The organism is Natronosporangium hydrolyticum, assembly GCF_016925615.1.
Classification (GTDB): Bacteria; Actinomycetota; Actinomycetes; order Mycobacteriales; family Micromonosporaceae; genus Natronosporangium; species Natronosporangium hydrolyticum.
This window is the reverse complement of the sequence record NZ_CP070499.1, coordinates 1304272-1323567: the sequence shown is the minus strand read 5'-3', so window position 1 is coordinate 1323567 and position 19296 is coordinate 1304272. Positions and strand designations below refer to the sequence as shown.

Here is a 19296-nt window from a genome sequence, read left to right as displayed (position 1 = left end):
GCCGGACGCTGGCTAGCCGCCGCTGACGACGCCCGCCACCACGGTCGCGACCACTCGTCCCGACAGCAGCGCCGAGGGCTCCGGGGTGAGCGGGTCCACGTCGAGAATGGCCAGGTCCCCGGGGCCGCCCGGATACAGCGTGCCGCTACCGGCGCCCGGCCTACCGGCCGCGGCTAGTTGCCCAGCGCCGGTGGTGAACAACGCGAGCGCCTCTTCGGCAGTAACCGCCTGTCCCGGACCCAACGGTTCGTCGCGGCCCCGCACTCGCCGGGTCCGCGCCTGCCACATGCCGTGCAGTACCGAGACCGGCGGCCCGGGCGCGTCCGAGCCTCCGCCGACCAGTACCCCGGCGTCCAGCCAGCTCCGGAGCGGGTTCGCCGCCGCGGCTGCCGGCTCACCGAGCCGGGTGAGCAGATCGCGGCCGACGTGCCACTGCAGCGCCGGATGGGCCGAGACCCCGATCGCGAGTCGCCGCGCGGCGGCCATCGCCGCAGCGGTCGGCCCGAGGTACGCGTGGATCACGTGAAATCCCTTGCCCGCCACCGGGGTACGCCGGTCCACGTCGGCCAGGACCGACAAGGTCAGCGCCACGGCGGCATCCCCTACCGCGTGCACGCCGACGCCCCGGCCGGCGGCGGCCGCCGCCGCGCAGTGCGCCCGAAGCGTGCTCGTACGCAGACTCTGGTGACCGTGGTAGCCGTCGGTCCCCGGCCACGGCACCGACCGCAGCGCGGTGCCTAACGACCCGCCGCCGTCGAGAAACAGCTTGGTCGGGCCGACCCGCAGCCACGCCGGGTCGGCGGCGGCGAGCCCCGCTTCGGCGACTGCGCGGCGCAGGTCAGCGTCGCTGACCTGGTCGTCGCCGAGCGGCATCACCACCGTCCGGCCGGCTAGCTCACCGGTACGCTCGGCCTGCGCATAGGCGGCCAGGTCGGCCGGCGCGACCGCCGGGTCGACCGCGGTGGTGATGCCATGCCGCAGCAGTTCGCGCTGGCCGCCGACGATCCAGCCGACCCGAGTCGCCAGATCCGGCGCTGGCACCACCGCCCGAACCAGCGCGACCGCCGGATGCTCGACGAGCAGCCCGGTCGGCATGCCCTGCGGGTCGCGGTCGATCCGGCCACCCGGCGGGTCCGGGGTGGCCGCGGTGATGCCGGCGTACCGCAGGCCCGTGAGGTTGACCAGCGCGTCGTGGCCTTTCCGGTCGAGCAGCAGCGGGCGGCCCGGGGCGGCGGCTTCCAGCTCGGTCGCGGTAGGAAGTCGACGCTCGGCCAGGTCCGGGGGGTCGAAGCCGGCATCCGCCTCGATCCAGGACCGGCCGGGGTGCGCTGCCGCGTATCGGCTGATCCGGGCCTGGATCTCGCCGATCCCGGTGGCGTCGGCGAGCGCCACCCGGCTGGCGGCCCGGCCGGCCCACATCAGGTGTATGTGGCTGTCGACGAAGCCGGGGAGCACCACCGCCCCGGCCGGCGCGAGCTCTGGTGTGCCGGCCGGCAGCTGCCGGCGCAGCTGTCGCCAGTCCCCCAGCGCCACCACTCGGCCCGCCCGGATCGCCACTCCAGCGGCTCGGGGACAGCGCGGATCCATCGTCCGGACGTCCCCGATCACCAGTAGGTCGGTCATGAGCCGGCCTGCCCGCCCAGCAGCTGCGCCGCCCGTTGCGCCGTCGGCGAGGCCGTCATGCCGGTACCGGCAGTACCGCTGCGGCGCCGTCGGCGCGCGGATCGGTCGCGGCGTCCAACCCGGCCGGGGTCAGTCGAGCGAGCTGCACGTGCCCGGCGTCGTCGTGCCGCGCCGGCCACTGCGTTACCGCCCGGCCGAGCCGCGCCGCGGTCGCTCGCAGCGCGTCGGCCCCCGGCACGTCGGGCTCCAGGACCAGGCTGGGTTCGGGCCGGCCGAGTTCCCGGCCACCGATCACCCATCGCGGCTGGGCGAGCAGGCCCGCCGGATCGCCGGTGGTCAGCGCGGCGGCGACCTGGGCGAGGATCCAGGGCTGGGCCCGGCCGCCCTGGGCGCCCAGCGCGACCAGCTGGCCGGGGGCGGTGGCGACCGCCGGGCAGAGGCTGTGCGGCGGTCGCGCCCCGGGTCGCAGCCGGCCGGGATGCGTGGGGTCAAGGCTGAACGCCGAGCCTCGGTTGTGGAGCACCACCCCGGTAGTCGGTTCCAGGATGCCGGCGCCGAAGCTCTGGAACACGCTCTGAATCAGGGTGACTACGGTGCCGTCGCCGCCGACCACGGTGATCGCGGCGGTGTCGCCCGCCGGCTTCGGCCCGACCGGCGCCGGCGGGGCCGGGGCGTCGCGGTGCAGCAGCAGCCCGGCGAGGTCGATCGGGCCGCATCGGGGGTCCCCGAGCAACGCGTCCCGCCGCTGCTCCGCACGGTGGGCGGTGGTGAGCGGATCGGCGTGAGCGTCGAGCATGGCCAGCAGGGCAGCGCCCTGGCTCGGGGGTGGCGCGACCGACCAGGTGGTGGCGCCAGTGGTGAGCTGCAACGGTTCGGTCAGCTCAGCGCGGTGCGCTTGCAGGTCCGCGACTCGCAGCGGGCCGCCGAGCCCCTGCACCCCGGCGGCGAGTTGGTCCGCCACCTCGCCCTGATAGAAGCTGCGCCAGTCGTCGCCTACTGTGGCCAGCGTGCGGGCCAGGGCTGGCTGGCGCAGCACCGTGCCGGGCGGGACCGGCACGCCGGAGTCGGCCAGCAGCAGCGCCGCCAGGCCCGGGTCTGCCTGCAGCACTGCCCGCCGGGCGATGGCCGCCCGGGCCAGTCCGGCGCTGACCGGCACCCCGGTCCGGGCCAGCTCGCTGGCCGGGCCCAGCAGCCGTGCCAGGCTCAGCTTCGCCCCGAGGCCCGCCAGGGCTGCCCAGCCCGCGACCACCCCGGGCACCGTGACCGTCTGCGGGCCGCCGGCCGGCATCCGGTCCCCGGCGGCCCGTAGGGCGGCCACGTCGGTGGCCGCGGCGGCGGCCCCGATCGAGAGCACCGCCTGGACCCGGCCGGCCGGGGTGCGGATCAGCGCCACCAGATCGCCGCCGAGCGAGCACTGGTGCGGGTAGGCGACGGTGAGCGCTGCCGCGGCGGCCACGGCGGCGTCGATCACCCCGCCGCCGTCGGTGACCACTTCGGTGGCGGCGGCGAGCGCGGACGGGTGTGGGGCGGCGAACGCGATGCCGGCAGGCGTCGATGGCGCGGTCATGGCGGCCTGGTCAGGCTCGCTCGATCAGGATGGTTCGGGCGAACGCGGCGTCGGCACCGACCAGCTTCGTGGGTAGGCAGACCAGCTCGTAGTTTCCGGCCGGCACCGCCGCCAGGTCGGCGTTCTCCAGGATCAGCACCCCGGCCCCGAGCAACGAGTGATGCGCATCCCAGCTCTCGGTCCGCCGATGGCTCTCGATGGTGAGGTAGTCGATGCCGATGAGCGAGACCCGCTGCTCGATCAGCCATTGGGCGGCGCCGGGTGAGAGGCCCACCCACTGCGGGGCGCGTTCGGTTTCCCGCAGTGGCCCGGCCGAGTTGCTGGTCTTGCACAGGATCCGGTCTGCGCCCGCCACCCCGGCGGCGATCAGGTCGGCCGCCTCGATATCACCGGTGACCCCGGTGAGGTCGGCCACCACCGCCGGCCCCACCAGAGTGGTCAACGGCACCTCGTCGATCGGGGTAGCGCCGTCGACGAAGTGCGCCGGGGCGTCCACATGGGTGCCGGTGTGCGCGCCGAGCCGCCAGCGGGTGACGTTGGAGGCGTCGCCGTTGGCGAGCGACTCCACGATCTCTACCTCCGGCCGGCGCCCCCAGTGCAGCATCTTCGGGTGGATCGGCAACGTGATGTCGTAGATCTTCATACGGGTCCTTCCGGCTGGGCGGGCGGCGAGTGGTCAGGGCCGGTGGGTCGGGTCCGGCCACGGTTCCCGTACCGCCGCGGCGACGGCCCGGGCGGTGGTGAGCACGCACCGGTCGAACTCGCCGCGGCCGTGTTCGGCGGTGGCGTCGGCGACGTCGCGTCCCCAGACTCCGGTGTCGCTGACCTGGTCCATCCGGTAGTCCCAGAACGAGTCGACGTCCCGATGCGAGGTAGCCAGCTCCATCCGCACCAGCTGCGGGTGCAAGTGCAGCATCACCGAGGTCTCGAAGTAGTTGGCGTGCATCAAACCGCGGCCATAGTGGACGTGACCGTCGACCTCCGGGCCCGGGTACATGGTGACGTAGCCCAGTGCCCGCACCCGCGCGTCGCGGTGGCGTACCCGGAGCTTCTCGGCGGACACGTCCAGCGCGCCGTTGTTCCAGATGTGTCCGTTGAGCAGGATGAACTGCCGGACCCCGCGGGCGTGCAGGGAGTCGATCACGTCTTCGACCACGGCGATCAGGGTCTCCGGCCGCAGTGCGATAGTGCCCCCGAAGTCACCGTGCGAGGCCGATACCCCGTAGCTCAACGGTGGCACCACCGGCACGCCGGTCAGCGCCGAAACCTGGCCGGCGATCGCGTCGCAGATGAGCGTGTCGACCGCCAGCGGCAGATGCGGCCCGTGTTGCTCGATCGCGCCGACCGGAATGATCACCGCGTCCAGGGCGGTGGCGGTCTGGCTCGCCTCGGGCCAGGTCAGTTCGGCCCAGGCGACCGGCGCGCCGGACCCCCCGAGTTCGGTGGCGAGCGCCGCCCAGTCCGGGTCGGCGGCGGTGGTGTCACGCACGACGTTCTCCTCTCACTCGAGTGCTCAGCTCCTTGCGTGCTCAGCGGTCACCGTCACCAGGCGCGGCGGGTCTTGTCCGGCAGTAGGTCGATGGCGGCCACTGCGGTGATCTGGTCGGCGGCCGGCACCTGCCCGGGACCGGTGGTCACGACCGCGGTGAGCCACACCCGCGCCTGCGGGCTGTAGTCGCTGAGCAGTTCCCGGCACACCCCGCAGGGTGCGATGATCCGGAACGCTCCGGCCGGCTTCACCTGCACCGACACGACGCTCTCGACGGTGAGCGGGGCGTCCGGGGGCAACCCGACGCGGGCGGCGCCGAGCGCCACTGCCTCGGCGCAGATGGAGCTGCGCCGGCAGGACCCTTCCAGGTGTACGCCGGTGTGGACCGCACCGTCCGGGGTTCGCAGCGCGGTGGCGACCTCGTGCCGGCCAGCCACCCAGACCTGACGCAGCAGCTGCTGGGCGATGTCGAGCAGCTCGACATCACCCGGGCTCATCTCTGGTGGTGCGGTCACCGGCGTGACCGGTTCGTCGATCATGACGTTATCCCGAGCAGTCTCGCCATGTTCCCGCCCTCGATGAGCGCGCGATCCGCCTCGTCCGGGACCGCCTTGGCGATCTTCATCCGCTCCAGGTCGAAGTCCGACCCCGGCCACTCACTACCCAACAAGATCTTCTCCGGGCCCAGCCGGGCGTACGCTCGCCGCACGTCGCTGAGCAGCGTCGCCGAGGTCTCCAGATAGATGTGCGGCTGCCGCTCCGCGACGATGATCGCCTCCGGCACGTTCCACACCGCGCCCATGTGCGCGATGATCGTGGGCACGCCGGGGTGGTTGCGGGCGATCTCCTCGATCGCCAGCGGAGCGCAGAACGCATCGTCGAGGGCGTTGATCAGCACCGGCAGGCCGTGCTCCGCGCACGCCTCGAAGATCGGATCGAGCAGACCGTGGTCGGCCACGTGGTAGCCGTGCAGGCTCGGGTGCAGCTTGAGTCCTTTGAGACCAGCCTCGGCGATCCGGGCGATCTCGGCTAGGGCGTCGTCGTCGGCGGGGCGTACCTGCCCGAAGCCGAAGAGCCGATCCGGGTGGGCCCGTACCAGGTCGATCAGGAAGTCGTTCTCGATCCGCTGCGCCAACGAGCAGACCATGGCCAGGTCGACCCCAGCGGCGTCCATCCGGTCCAGGATCCGGCGCGGGTCGAACGGAGTGTAGGGCGGCGGCGCCTCACCGGGCCGGGCACCGGTCAGGTAGTCCGACCGGGTCCGGACATCCTGGGTGGTGTTGTACGCGTCGATGATCATTCGGATGTACCTCCGGTGGTGATCGTGGCGGCCGGGGCGTGCTCCGGCACCAGGGGCAGGTGGCAGCGAACCATTCGGCCCCGCTGGATCTGCCGCAGCAGCGGCGGTTCGCTGCGGCAACGGGGGATCGCATACTGGCAGCGGGTGTGGAACAGGCAGCCCGGCGGCGGATAGGCCGGATCAGGCAGCTCGCCGGCGAGGACGATGCGCTCCCGGTCCGGCCGCCGTTCCGGGGTAGGCACCGCCGAGAGCAGCGCCTCGCTGTAAGGATGGGCCGGACCGGCGAAGAAGGTGTCCCGGCTGGCCAGCTCGATGATCTCGCCCAGGTACATCACCGCTACCCGGTCGGCCAGGTGCCGCACGACCCCCAGGTCGTGCGAGATGAACACCATGGTCAAGCCCCGCTCCTGGGCCAGATCGGCGAGCAGGTTCACCACCTGCGCCTGGATCGAGACATCGAGCGCGGACACGGGTTCGTCGGCCACGATGAACCGGGGCGAGGGGGCCAGCGCCCGGGCGATCCCGATCCGCTGCCGCTGCCCGCCAGAGAACTCATGCGGCCGCCGCCGGCCCGCGTCGCGGTCGAGCCCCACCAGCTCCAGCAGCCCGGCGACGGTCTCCGCCGCCTCCGCGCGACTCGCCCCGCGGCCGCGCAGCAGCGGCTCGGCGATGATGTCGGCGATCCGCCGGCGCGGGTTCAGCGAGCTGAACGGGTCTTGGAAGACCATCTGCAGGTCCGCTCGGGCGCGCCGGAGCAGCCGTCCCCGCAGTGAGGTCAGTTCCAAACCGAGCAGTTTGATACTGCCGGCGGTCGGCTCGGTGATGCGCAGGATCGCCCGACCCAGCGTGGACTTACCGCAGCCGGATTCGCCGACCAGCCCCACGGTCTCGCCCTCGACGATCTCCAGGTCGACGTCGCGCACCGCCTGTACCGGGGGCCCACCCCGACCTGAGTACGCCACGGACAACCCACTGACCTGCAGCAACGGTACGGCGCTCATCCGCTACCCACCTGCCCGGGGGCGAGGGTGCGGGCGGCGGCCCGACCGGCCTGATCCAGGACGCAGGCGTCGAGGTGATCGGCCCCGCCGTACCGTTGGATCAGCTCTGGTGGCTCGTCGCAGGCGTCGTGGCGGTACCCGCAGCGCGGCGCGAAGCCGCATCCGCTGGGGCGCTCCACCCCGGCCAGCGGGGTGCCCGGGATCGCCGCGAGTCGCTCACTGACCGGGCCCTCCACTCGCGGCACCGAGTGCAGCAGGCCGATGGTGTACGGATGCTGCGGGTCTCGCAGCATCTGCTCGCGAGTGCCCTGCTCGACGATCCGGCCGCCGTACATGACCGCCACCCGGTCGGCGACTTCGGCCACCACCCCCAGGTCGTGGGTGATCAACACGATCGAGGTGCCGTGCTCGGCCTGCAGGCGTTTGAGGGTGGCTAGCACCTGCGCCTGGATGGTGACGTCGAGCGCGGTGGTCGGCTCGTCGGCGATCAGGATACTCGGATCGTTGGCGAGCCCGATCGCGATCATGACGCGCTGCCGCATGCCGCCGGAGAGCTGGTGCGGGTAGGCGCGAGCGTTTCGCTCCGGGCTGGCCAGGCCGACCTCGGCGAGCAGCTCCTCCGCTCGATCCCAGGCCTGACCTCTGCTCACCGGCTGGTGGTTACGGATCATCTCCGCCACCTGGGCACCGGCCCGGTGCAGCGGGTTCAGGGCGGCGAGCGCATCTTGGAAGACCACCGCGATGTCGCGGCCGCGGACTCTCCGGAGCCGGGCCTCGTCGGCGGTGACCAGGTTCTGCCCATGGAAGTCGACCTCACCGCTGATGTGGGTCCCGGGCGCCCGGTTGAGGCCGACCAGGCTCATCGCCAGCGCGGACTTGCCGGAGCCGGATTCGCCGACCAGCGCCAGCAGCTCACCCGCGTGCAGCGTCAGATCGACCCCGGCGACCGCCGGCAGGCGCCCCGCCGGGACCTCGAACTCGACCCGGAGCCCGCGGATCCGTAGCACTGGCGCCGGAGTCACGGCAGCCCTCCGGTCACAGCCCCCGCCGCCCGGGTGACCAGGTCGGCGACCCGCTGTGGCCACACCAGCGGCGTGAAGTGGCTGCCCGGAACCTCGGTCACGGTGGCGCCGGCGCGCGCCGCCATGTCCCGCTGGATTTCCGGGCGCAGGGTCCGGTCCTGCGCGGCGACCAGGTACCAGCTGGGGGTGTCACGCCAGGCCGGCTCACCGGTGGCCTCAGTGAAGATCGCGTTCGCGCTGGGGCGGGAGCCCTCGTCGAAGGTCCGACGCTGCGCCTCGGTGAGGTCCCAGCCGATCTCCGCCCAATACTCCTCGGTGTGCTCGGAGGCCCATTCCCCGTCGGGGCCCCGCCGCATGTGCTTGTGTACCTCCGCGGCGGGGTAACGTTCCACGATGGCCTGTACGGATTCGCCCTGGTCAGGGGCGAAGGCGGCGATGTAGACGAGACCGACCACTCGGGGGTCGGTCCCCACGTTGGTGATCACCGCTCCGCCGTACGAATGGCCCACGAGTAACACCGGGCCGGCGCAGCCGGCGAGCGCCCGGGCGGTGTTGGCGACGTCGCCAGCGAGCGAGTGCATCGGGTTGCTGACCAGCTGCACCCGGTGCCCGGCATCCCGCAGCCGTGGCGCCACGCTGTCCCACGTCGTCGGGGTACCGCCGGCGCCATGCACCAAGATCATCTCCATAATGGATTCATCCCTTCCGCAGCCGTGGGTCCAGGACCAGGTAGAAGATGTCGACCGCCGCGTTGACCAGGACGAACAGCAGCGCGATCGCCAGCGCCGCGCCCTGCACCACCGGATAGTCGCGTTGCAACACCGAACTGACCAGCAGGTTGCCCACCCCGGGGTAGGAGAAGACCTGCTCGGTAATGACCGATCCGCCCAACAGCGAGCCAAACTGCAGACCGAGCACGGTAACGATGGGCAGCCCGGAGTTGCGCAGGACGTGCTTGCGCAGGATCCGGCCTTCCCGCAGCCCTTTCATCCGGGCCGTCCGCACGAAGTCGTCGCTGAGCACCTCCAGCACCGACGCCCGGACGATCCGGGTGATGAAGCCGGCCATCGCCAGCGCCAGCGTGGTCGCCGGCAAGATCAGATACTGCAGCCACGGCCAGATCAGCTCTGGCCGATCCTGCAAGACCGCGTCAAGCAGCACAAAATTCGTGGTGGGGCGGTAGTCCAGCTGGCTGGGCAGCCGGCCGAGCACCGGCAGCCAGCGCAGCCACACCCCAAAAATCACGATGCTCAGTACGCCGAGGGCGAACCACGGCAGCGAAAAGCTGACGGTCGCTACCGACCGGGTCGCGGTGTCGATCCAGGTGTCCTTGCGCAGCGCCGCGATCACGCCGCTGACCACCCCCAGCACCACCGCGATCGCCATCGCGGCGATGGTCAGCTCGATGGTCGCCGGCAGCGCGCCGGCCAGCAGCGACAGCACGCTGTTGCCACCGTAGAAGGAGGAGCCGAGGTCGAGCCGGGCCAGGTCCCCCAGGTAGGTCAGGTACTGCTCCCAGATCGGGCGGTCCAGCCCGAGGGCTTCGTTGATCCGGGCCTCGTTAGCCGAGATCTCCTCCGCGGTGAGGCCCTGGGTGCCGCCGACCGCGAGCGAGGAGGAGGGCGATCCCGGCAGCTGCCGCATCGCCACGAAGACCAGGCTCGCCAGGGCCAACAGGACCAACGGGACCGTCGCCAGCCGCCGCAACGCCAGCATCGGCAGGGTCCGACTGCGCAGCAAGGTGATCATCGGCGGCTCCTCGGGTCCAGCGCGTCGCGCAGGTCGTCACCGACGAAGTTGCAGGCCACCACGAACGCCAGGGTCAGCGTCGCCGGCAGCACCACCAGCCGGGGCGCGTTGTAGATGAACTCCTGCCCGGCCTGCACCATGTAGCCCCAGTCCGGCGTGGGTGGCTGGATCCCCAACCCCAGATAGGACAGCCCGGCCGCGAATCCGGCCGCGATCGACAGCGTCATCACCACCTGGGCCAGCAGCGGTCCGGCGATATTCGGCAGGATCTCCTGGACCATGATCCGTGGCGCCCGGGTGCCGCCGAGCCGCGCGGCGAGGACGTAGTCGCGGGACGATTCGCGCGCCGTCAGCGCCCGGGACAGCCGCGCCAGGCCGGGCGCCAGCGCCACCCCGATGCCGATCACCAGACTGCGGACGCCGGGGCCGCCGGCCGCCACCACCAGGATGATCAGCAAGATCGACGGGAAGGCGATCCCCACGTCGATGATTCGCATCAGCAGCTGCTCCCAGCGACCGCCCAGATATCCGGCGAGCAGGCCGAAGCCGGTGCCCAACGCCGCCGCCAGGCTGGTCGCCAGGAAGGCGACCAGCAGCAACGGACGCGCCCCGTAGACGAGCCGGGCGAGGAAGTCCCGCCCGAGGTCGTCGGTGCCGAGCAGATGCCCCGGGGCGCCGAACCCGGCCAGGGTCACATTGGTCTGCCGGGACGGGTCGGCGCCGACGACCAGCGGCCCGACCGTGGCGAGCAGGACGAAGCCGATCACCACCAGCCACGAGGCGCCGGCCAGCCAGGACCGGGCGATGGCCCGCCGGTGGTATCCGGCCCGCCATCGCCCGCTCCGCTGCGTCCCGGCGACTGTCACTATGCCCGTGCCCCCGGGCCGGGGCTCGCCGAGCGCTCAGACACTGGCGTTCTCCATGAAGCAACGGTGGTTTGCCAGCGCGTCCACGTTCATGCCTTCGACGTTGGCGCCGCTGCTCACCGGGTTGGCAGAGTAGGCCAGCATGGACAGCACCATGTACTCCTCGGCGAACCGGCGCTGGATGTCGCTGTAGAGCTCGGTGCGTTCGTCACCATCGGGCAGGTTCTTCGCCTGGTCGAGCAGGTCGGCGAACTCCTCCGCCCCGTCCAGGGTGTTGAAGCCGGAGGTGAAGTCGCCGTAGACCCCGCTGGGCAGCGCCAGCGCCCCGATCATGTTGTCCGGGTCGGGGATGTAGGAGTTGCGTTCCCAGATCATCAGTTCGTGGTAACGATCGTCCGGGTCGAGGAGCCGGCTGAAGTACGTGGCCGGATCGACCGAGTCGCTGATGACGGTGAGCCCGACGTCGGTCAGGTTCTGGGCAACGATCTGCGCCGCCCGCGGGTGCCAAGAGTCGCTCGCTGCCATCAGCGCCACTTCCCGGCCGACGGCGCCCGCCGCTTCCAACAGCTGGCGCGCTTCGTCTGGGTCGAACCGGCTCAGGTCCGCCAGGCTCGGGTCATACCCGTTCTGCGACGGCGGGATGGTGTACCCGTCGGGCGCGGCGGCGACGCCGAAGAACGCCTGCTCGATGATGGCTTCCCGGTCGATCGCCAGGTTGATCGCCTGGCGCACCTCCAGTTCCGGGATTCGCCGCGCGTCGATCATCATCATCGCGTCGAAGCTGAACGGGGTCTCGTGGAAGGTGACCGAATCGTCGGCCCGCAGCTGCTCGATCGACGAGTACGGGGTGAACTGGGTGGCCGACAGGTCGCCGCTGAGCAGCGAGCTGACGATCGTCGACGGGTCCTGCACCTGTTGCAGCACCAGCCGATCGATCAGCGGACGGCCGAGCCGGAAGTCTTCGAAGGCGGTGAGTACCACCTGTTGCCCGGCGGTGGCCGAGGAGAACTGGAACGGCCCGGTGCCGACCAGATTCCGGCCGATGTCGACGCCGTACTCGTCGAGCGCGGCCTTGGAGATAATCCGGCCGCCGATGTCCGAGAGCCGGTTGAGCACGGTGGCGTCGGGGCGTTCCAGCACCAGCTCCACCGTGTGGTCATCGACCGCGGACAGCGAGACCACGTTGGCGCCGAGGCTGGCCAGCGGTCGCGACGCCCCTTCGGGCAGTGTGGGGTCGTCGGGGTCGAACTGGCGCCCCAAACTGGCGAGCACATCGTCGGCAGTGAACTCGGTGCCGTCGTGGAAGGTGATGTCTCGCCGGAGCGTGAAGGTGTAAGTCAGGCCGTCGTCGGAGATCTCCCAGCTCTCCGCCAGGTCGGGCTGCGGTTCGTTGGTCTCGAAGGAGATGAAGGTGAGACCGCGGCAGATGCAGTCGACCGCCATCCAGTCTCCGAGGGAGGTGTAGAAGGCCGGGTCGTTGACCGCGCTGGTGGCGTCGATACCGAGCGTCAGCGTGCCGCCGGTGCTCGGCTCGTCGTCGCCTTCGTCGCCGTCCGCGGCGATGCCACAGGCGGCGAGCAGGCTGCTCGCGCTCACGCCAAGGCCTAGTAGCCCAGCCCCGCGGAGCATCGCGCGGCGGGAGATCAGGTGTGGGGGTAAGGGGTGACGGGGATCGTCCGACATAGTGCGCTCCTCGGCAAGGCATGGGACGAACTGGATTTAATTTCTATGGAATTGGATCCAATACCAGCTTGGTTGGTACCCAATTCCTGGCGGTATCGCGAATGTGAACGTCTGGTGTCAGCCAGGCGGGGTAGCGCAGCAGGTACTCCCGCCACCGCGGACGGCGGCGGGGTCAGGGACGTCCATCGCCGGGTTGCGATCGAAGAAGCCGTCCGGTTCCAGGATCAGGTGGATAGCGTCGACCGGCATCACCGGCCACTGCTCCGGCCGCGGGAAGTGATGGGTGCCCAGCACCGGCCAGAGCACCAGCTCGACGCCGTCGAGCGAGCGGTCCCGACGCTGCCAGTGGTGGACGCCGTCCTCCCCTGGCTCCGCATGGTTCGGGTACTGCCCACCCACGAACCGCTCCTGTGGGTGATATGGGGTCGCCCACAGGTGCTGATGGACGAAGGGAGCGCGCCGGGCCATCACCGAATCGGGCCGGCCGAACGGACGCGTGGTATCCGGCAGCAGCACCCGGTAGGCCGTGGGCTCCCCGTACCGGTTGGTCGCGGTGGCGCTCTCCACTCGCCACCGGCGCGCGGTCGCCGGATCCGTACGGCGGGCCGCCAGCGACTCCCGGTGCAGCGGGGTTCGCACGTTGCGGACCGCGTTACCGTACGGGTCGAGCGCTGGATCCGGTTCGGCCTCGGCGTGCTCCTCGACCAGCCGGGTGCGGGGTCCGTCCACCGCCATGTCCAGCCGGAGACCGAAGTAGTGCTGGTGGGTAGGTGTGGCGACCCGCTCCCCCACGACGCGGCCGTAGCGGACCTGCTCACCCGGCACGATGCCGGAGGCGGAGAGCATCCCAGTCAGCTTGATCTCCAGCTCGATCCGGCCGTCCTGGTACAGCGACCAGTAGAAACCGTAGTCGTAGTTGGCCACCGTCTGGAAGTTGGAGATGACCAGCCGACGCGAGCGGCGTACCTCGCTGGCACCGCGCCGCAGGTCGTTGTGCTTCCAGAGGATGCTGTGGTCCTCCTCGTGCATACAGATCGCCTGGGGGATGGTCACCGGCTCACCGTCACCTGCGAGGTACGCCGCGTCGAAGTAGTAGATGACACCGAGACAGTCACAGCCCAGCGCCAGCGAGTTGGTCAGCGGGCCGGCGCCGTACTCTCCCCAGTCGAAGAAGTTCTTGCGGTATTGCGTGGGGTTGGAGTCGAGGTAGGGGACGAACATCTCGTTGCACGCAGCCCGTTTGACCACCGACCGGCCGGCGAACTCCAGATCGTAGAGGACCAGCCCTTCCCGATGGGTGAAGCCGACCCGGAACTGCCAGCCCTGCCAGGAGACCTGCCAGCCGTCGACGGTGAAGCTGGGCCCGTCCGGCTGCACCACGTCGAGCGGCCGCAGCCCTGGCCGGGTGAGCCAATCGCCGGCGCGCAGCGATCCCGCCTCCGCAGAGAGCGGCACCACCCCGTGGTCCTCGACCTCTAGCACCTCCATGGTGGCCATGTCGATGATCGGCACCACGCCCTGCACCGGCCGGACGTAGCCGTTGTCCGCTTCGTCCACCCGATGCCAGACCGTCCCCCAGGTGAGGCGCCGGCCCCGATACCGCTCCGGCTCGAACCCGCCCATCGACTCGGCATCCACCATGACCAGCGACACGTCGTGAATGCCGCGGGCTGCCAGCGCCTTACGGAACTCAGGGCTGGCGCGGCACGCCTGCGCCGCGGCCCGGGCTTCCTCGGAGGAGATCCCGGGCCGGCGGGGGTCGAGCGGGCGCCAGTCCAGGCAGCGATCGACCCCCGGAGCGGATCCACCACCGAGTTCGACATCGATCTCCCAGGCGGTCGCTGCGGCGTGGTCCATCGCCACCAGGCCGAGCCGGAGCCGGCCGGCCGGCTCCGCGCCGGCCATAACCTGCCGCGCGTGGGCTTCATCGACAGTTGCTCCCCAGAACCGGGTACGCGGTCCCAGCCGCCCGTCAGCCCGCGCCGCCGCCACCGCTCGGGTGATCTCCTCGGCGGTGGGCGGATCGAGTGGGTGCGCTCGATCCGCTCGCGACTGGTCGGTGACGTGACATCCGCTCACGGTTCCTCCTGTCGCCGCCGGGGGCGGGGTAGCCGGGCTGGGGCTGGTGAGATCCCCGACCGCGGTAGTATCGGATACTACAACAGTTCTTTTGTATCCAAAAGCGGGATCCAAAAATTATCGACCTGGACCCGCAGCGCTCTTGACGAGTTGTTAGAGTGATAGCCAAACTAACCACTGTGGATCAGCTAACCAGCGGAGGCGCCGGGCGATGCCAGCTAGTTTGACCGAGGACACCAGCGGCAGCGCCCTGGTCGACGCCACTGCGTCGGCGATCCGCACCCGGATCATGTCCGGCGAGATCCCGATCGGCGCCCAGCTGCGCCAAGCCGAGCTGGCCAAGCTACTCGGAGTCAGTCGCACCCCGGTCCGAGAGGCGCTACGCCAGCTGCAGGCAGGCGGGCTGATCGAGGTCGTTCCCCACCGCGGCGCCGTGGTCCGGGTGCCCGCCCCCTGGGAAGTCCGGGAGGCCTACGAGGTCCGCGCCGAGTTGGAGGGGCTCGCCTGCGAGCGAGCGGTCAACCGGATCACCGCCGAGGTCCTCGATGAGCTGCGGGAGGCGAACATCCTGCTGCGCCGCACCGAACACGCCGCGATCGCCACGGCGACCCGGGGCGCGAACCCCGGATCCGACGTCGGTGGCCAGGCCCACGGCGACGGCCTGACCAGCTCCACCAACGCCGCCAACGACCGCTTCCACACGCTGATCCACCAGGCGGCCGGCAGCGACTGGCTGGCCCGCGTCATCCGAGAAATCAACGAGGCGTTCCCCCGGAACGTCTCGGCCCTGGTGCTGGACGACAATCCGCGCCATCGCGACGACAACTTCCACGAACACGAGCGGATCATCGAGGCGCTCGCCGCGGACGACGGCGAGCGGGCGCGACGCGAAATGCAGGCTCACGTGGTCAGCGCCGGCGAGCAGCTGGCCCGCTGGTATGAGCGTCGTTCCCAGACCGTCTTCCGGGGCTGACCCGCCCCTCGGGCTCGCCGGTCACCCCCATCGCGGCCGGCGCCAGGAAGTCGAGGTCCGGCCGCGCCTCGCCGAAGACCAGATCGGCCAACGCCGCACCAATCGCCGGCCCGAACTTGAACCCGTGCCCGGAACAGGCCGCCGCCACCAGCACCCGCGGGGCCGCCGGCAACGGGCCCACCGCGAACCGGTTCTTCGGGGCCATCGTGTAACGGCACGCCACCTCGCCGACGACTGGGCCGTCGGCGCCGGGCAGGAACCGTCGCACCACCTCGTGCAACGCCGCCCGCTCCGCTTCCGTCACCGGCCCCGGCGGCCCGGTCAGGTCATCGACCGGCCCGTGGTCCAACCCGACCTTTACCGCGTCCGGACCGTGCGCCGGAATCCCGTAGACCAGACCGGCGCCGGGCACGTCGACCGAGAACGGCCCCAATGCGGGCGGAGCCACCCGGACCGGATCCGACGCACCGACGTGGATATTGACGATCCGCACCACCGAGCAGCGCGCCGCGAACTCCGGGATCAGCGTCCCAGTCCAGGGGCCGGCGCAGATCACCAACCGGTCGGCGAGCAACTCCTCCTGCGAGGTCACGACCCGGACCCGCTGCCCCTCCGGCGTCCAGCTCAGCACCTGGCAGCCATCGCGCCGCTCCACCCCGGCCGCCGCCGAGAGCTCCGCCAACGCCGTCATCGACGCGGCCGCGTCGATGACCCCGGCCGCCGGGTCATACACCGCCACCATGTCCTCGGGCAGCGCCAGTCCGGGAAAGAGCTGGGCGGCCCGCCCGGCGTCGACCAACTCGCAGCCTGGCCCTCGCAGTCCACCCGCGGCGGTGGCCGGCCGGGCGTAGAGCCCGCCGAAGGTGGTCGTCAACCGGTGGCCGGCCGCCGCCGACAGCTCGTCCCAGGCGCGGTATGCCCGGTCGAGCAACGGATCCCAGACCGGATTCGGGTACGCCCGGCGGATCATCCGGGTCCGGCCGTGGGAGGAGCCCTCGACATGGTCGGCGGAGAACTGCTCCAGCTGGATCACCCGGGCGCCACGCCGGGCCAGCTGCCAGGCGGCGCTACGGCCGTGCACCCCGGCCCCGACCACCACCACCGCCGGGGCCGCGCGGCCACGAACGGACCGCGCGGCCGAACGCGCCGCCGGAGCCGGCGTCGCCCCGGCTGGGGCCGGCCGCGCCGCGGGCGCCGGGCGCGGGCTCGCCAGCTCCGCCACCAACGCGTCCACCTCCTCGGGCTGGTTATAGACATGAACTGAAGCGCGCACCACCGCGGGCAGGCCGCGCCGGCCCAGATCCCACTGACCGTGGCTGGCCGGCACCGCAACCAGGTGGAATCCGGCGTCTCGCAGCCGGCGGACGGTCTGCGCCGGCTCCTCGTCGGGGCAGATGAAGGTGACGATCCCGCCGCCGGCCGCCGGTGGGTCCACGACCCGTACCCCGGGCACCTCCCGCAGGCCGGCGCGCAACCGCCGCGCCAGCCCGCAGAGGTAGGCGCTGATCGGCTCGACACCGAGCGCCAACGCCTCACCGAGCGCGGCGCCGAGGCCGAGCCGCAGCGCGTGCGAGGTCTCCCAGGTCTCGTACTGTCGGGCGCCAGGTAGCAGGTCGAAGTGCTCAGAACCGACCCACCGGGCGCCGCGCACATCCGGCGTCAGCGGTCGCGCGACCTCGCGGATCCCGGCGGACAGATAGAGCAGGCCGGTACCGCGCGGACCGCGCAGAAACTTGCGGCCGGTGGTGACCAGGATGCTGGCGCCCAACTCCCGCACATCGACTGGCAGCTGCCCGACCGATTGGGTGGCGTCCACCAGCAGCGGCACCTCGGCCGCCGCCGCCAGCTCTCCCACCTGCGCCACCGGCTCGATCAGGCCGGAGGAGGTAGGCACCTGCGCCACCGTGACCAACGCCGCCGGCTGGCGCAGCGCCGCGGCGAACCGATCGAGATCCACTGCGCCGGTCGGGTCGGTAGGTAGGACCTCGACGGTGATCCCACGAGTACGCCGGAGCTCCAGCAGGTGCAGCGCGGAGCTGACGTAGCTGGAGGCGGTGGCGAGGATCCGGTCCCCGGCGCGGAACCGCAGCGCCCCGATCGCACGGTGCCACGCCACGGTCGCGCTCTCGACCAGCGCGATATCGTCGGCGTCCGCGCCGAGCAGCACAGCTGCTCGCTGGTAGACCTCACCGCTGGCCAACGCGGCCGCCTCCGCCGCCTCGTAGCCGCCCACTCGTGCTTCCAGCCGGAGGTGGCCGATCACCGTCTCCAGGGTGGCGTTGCTGGGCAGCGCGGCGCCGGCCGCGTTGAAGTGACGCGCCACCCCCGCGCCTGGGGTCGCTGCCCGAACCGCGGCGGGGTCCAGGCCGGCTGGCACGACCAGATCAGCGAGAAGGTCCGGGCCAGCCGGGGGTGCGGTCTGCTCCACAACAGATCCCATCGGTCATCGGGGCGGGCACGCCGCCTGGCGCGCCACCGGTCACAGCGCGACGACGACGCCCTTGCGCTCGCAGTACGAGTACAGGGCGTCATCGCCCAGATCCCGGCCAAGGCCGGAGTCGCCGACGCCGCCGAAGGGCAACGCCGGGTCAAAGATGTTGTAGGTGTTAACCCAGACCGTGCCGACCCGCAGGGCGGCGGCGAGCCGGTGCGCGCGCGAGAGATCCCGGGTCCAGACTCCGGCGGCCAGGCCGTACGAGGTGTCGTTGGCGATCGCCACCGCCTCGGCCTCATCCTCGAACGGGATCACCCCGGTGACCGGGCCGAAGATCTCCTCCCGGGCGATTCGCATGTCGTTGCGTACCCCGGTGAACAAGGTCGGCTCGACGAAGTAACCGGGCCGCTCCGGCACCCCGCCACCGACCGACACCGTCGCCCCCTCGGCCACCCCAGCCTCGATATAGGCCAGCACCTGCCGGCGCTGCTCCTCGGAGACCAGCGGCCCCACGGTCACGCCGCCGTCCAGCCCGTTGCCCACCGGCACCCGGCGGGTCGCCTCGACGAGCCGCTGCTGCATCTCATCCAGGATCGACCGCTGCACCAGCAGCCGGCTCCCGGCGGTGCACATCTGCCCGGAGTGGCCGAACGATGCCCGCATCGCGGTCACCACCGCCGCATCGAGATCGGCGTCGGCGAACACGATGTTCGGGCTCTTGCCCCCGAGCTCCAGCGTGAGTCGTTTAGTGCCCGGGGCGGCACCGGCCATCACCAGCCGGCCCACCTCGGTCGACCCGGTGAACGACACCTTGGCCACGCCGGGATGCCCGACCAGCTCCGCGCCGACCTCACCATCGCCGGTGAGCACGTTCACCACCCCCGGTGGTACCCCCGCCTCAATGGCCAGCGCCGCTACCCGGAGCATCGTCAACGGCGTCTGCTCCGCCGGCTTGACCACTACCGGTACGCCGGCGGCCAGCGCCGGTGCCAGCTTGAAACAGCCAGTCATGATCGGGAAGTTCCACGGCAGGATCAGCGCGGCCACCCCCACCGGCTCCAGTGAGGTGTAGACGTGGTGGCCGCCGCCATCGATCGGCACCACAGTGCCGGTCAACCGGGCTGGGGCCCCCGCGAAGTGCCGGAACGTCCGGGCCGCCGACGCCGTGTCGGCGCGCGACCGCTCGATCGGTTTGCCGTTGTCCCGGGTCTCCAGGATCGCCAGCTCTTCCAGCTGCGCCTCGATCAAGTCGGCGAGGCGATACAGCACTCGGCCGCGATCCTGCGGGGCCAACCCACTCCAGCGGCGGTCGGCGTAGGCCCGGCCGGCGGCGGCGACCGCGGCGGCCACGTCGTCGGCGCTCGCCTGGGCAACCTGACTGATCACCTCACCGCTGGCCGGGTCCCGCACCTCGATCAGCCGGCGCTGCCCCGGCGAGATCCACTCCCCGTCGACGAAGAACGGCTCCACTGCGGCCAATGGCGCGAGCGCTGTCGTCATCGCTCCCTCT

At 71.6% G+C, this 19296-nt stretch carries 16 protein-coding genes; 1 reads left to right on the top strand and 15 read right to left on the bottom strand.

What is annotated here, in order from left to right:
* Positions 1–12: 12 nt before the first annotated feature.
* From JQS43_RS06100 to JQS43_RS06040, 13 genes are all read right to left on the bottom strand, one after another.
* Positions 13–1623, bottom strand: coding sequence for an amidohydrolase (locus JQS43_RS06100; RefSeq protein WP_239678090.1), 1611 nt, complete (start codon positions 1621–1623; stop codon positions 13–15).
* A 55-nt stretch (positions 1624–1678) separates the two neighbouring features.
* Entirely contained in the window at positions 1679–3190 is a 1512-nt protein-coding gene (locus tag JQS43_RS06095) for a gamma-glutamyltransferase (protein ID WP_239678089.1), read from the bottom strand.
* Between the two features lie 10 nt (positions 3191–3200).
* Entirely contained in the window at positions 3201–3833 is a 633-nt protein-coding gene (locus JQS43_RS06090) for a cyclase family protein (RefSeq protein WP_239678088.1), read from the bottom strand.
* Positions 3834–3866: 33 nt separating this feature from the next.
* Positions 3867–4679, bottom strand: coding sequence for a creatininase family protein (locus tag JQS43_RS06085; protein ID WP_239678087.1), 813 nt, complete (start codon positions 4677–4679; stop codon positions 3867–3869).
* A 53-nt stretch (positions 4680–4732) separates the two neighbouring features.
* Entirely contained in the window at positions 4733–5218 is a 486-nt protein-coding gene (locus JQS43_RS06080) for a cytidine/deoxycytidylate deaminase family protein (protein ID WP_239678086.1), read from the bottom strand.
* Positions 5215–5979, bottom strand: a complete 765-nt coding sequence (locus tag JQS43_RS06075; RefSeq protein ID WP_239678085.1) for an amidohydrolase family protein — start codon at positions 5977–5979, stop codon at positions 5215–5217. The genes JQS43_RS06080 and JQS43_RS06075 overlap by 4 nt, the downstream gene beginning before the upstream one ends.
* Positions 5976–6980 (bottom strand): ABC transporter ATP-binding protein, encoded by a 1005-nt coding sequence (locus JQS43_RS06070; protein WP_239678084.1) that lies wholly within the window; start codon positions 6978–6980, stop codon positions 5976–5978. The genes JQS43_RS06075 and JQS43_RS06070 overlap by 4 nt, the downstream gene beginning before the upstream one ends.
* The gene (locus JQS43_RS06065; RefSeq protein ID WP_239678083.1) at positions 6977–8002 is read right to left on the bottom strand and encodes an ABC transporter ATP-binding protein; all 1026 of its coding nucleotides are present in this window, start codon (positions 8000–8002) and stop codon (positions 6977–6979) included. Before JQS43_RS06065 ends, JQS43_RS06070 begins: the two co-directional genes overlap by 4 nt.
* A complete protein-coding gene (locus JQS43_RS06060) occupies positions 7999–8691 on the bottom strand; it encodes an alpha/beta fold hydrolase (RefSeq protein WP_239678082.1) in 693 nt (230 codons plus the stop codon). The genes JQS43_RS06065 and JQS43_RS06060 overlap by 4 nt, the downstream gene beginning before the upstream one ends.
* 7 nt (positions 8692–8698) lie before the next feature.
* Positions 8699–9751 (bottom strand): ABC transporter permease, encoded by a 1053-nt coding sequence (locus JQS43_RS06055; protein WP_239678081.1) that lies wholly within the window; start codon positions 9749–9751, stop codon positions 8699–8701.
* Positions 9748–10617 (bottom strand): ABC transporter permease, encoded by an 870-nt coding sequence (locus tag JQS43_RS06050; protein ID WP_239678080.1) that lies wholly within the window; start codon positions 10615–10617, stop codon positions 9748–9750. The genes JQS43_RS06055 and JQS43_RS06050 overlap by 4 nt, the downstream gene beginning before the upstream one ends.
* 36 nt (positions 10618–10653) lie before the next feature.
* Positions 10654–12300, bottom strand: coding sequence for an ABC transporter substrate-binding protein (locus JQS43_RS06045; RefSeq protein WP_239678079.1), 1647 nt, complete (start codon positions 12298–12300; stop codon positions 10654–10656).
* A gap of 117 nt (positions 12301–12417) precedes the next feature.
* Positions 12418–14379 (bottom strand): primary-amine oxidase, encoded by a 1962-nt coding sequence (locus JQS43_RS06040; protein ID WP_239678078.1) that lies wholly within the window; start codon positions 14377–14379, stop codon positions 12418–12420.
* Between the two features lie 211 nt (positions 14380–14590).
* Between JQS43_RS06040 and JQS43_RS06035 the strand changes: the two genes are divergently transcribed.
* Positions 14591–15352, top strand: coding sequence for a GntR family transcriptional regulator (locus JQS43_RS06035; protein ID WP_239678077.1), 762 nt, complete (start codon positions 14591–14593; stop codon positions 15350–15352).
* Here the strand turns inward: JQS43_RS06035 and JQS43_RS06030 are convergent.
* On the bottom strand, positions 15288–17792 hold the full coding sequence (locus JQS43_RS06030; protein WP_239678076.1) for an FAD-dependent oxidoreductase: 2505 nt from the start codon (positions 17790–17792) through the stop codon (positions 15288–15290). The genes JQS43_RS06035 and JQS43_RS06030 overlap by 65 nt on opposite strands.
* 39 nt (positions 17793–17831) lie before the next feature.
* Positions 17832–19286, bottom strand: coding sequence for an aldehyde dehydrogenase family protein (locus JQS43_RS06025; RefSeq protein WP_239678075.1), 1455 nt, complete (start codon positions 19284–19286; stop codon positions 17832–17834).
* Positions 19287–19296 lie beyond the last annotated feature (10 nt).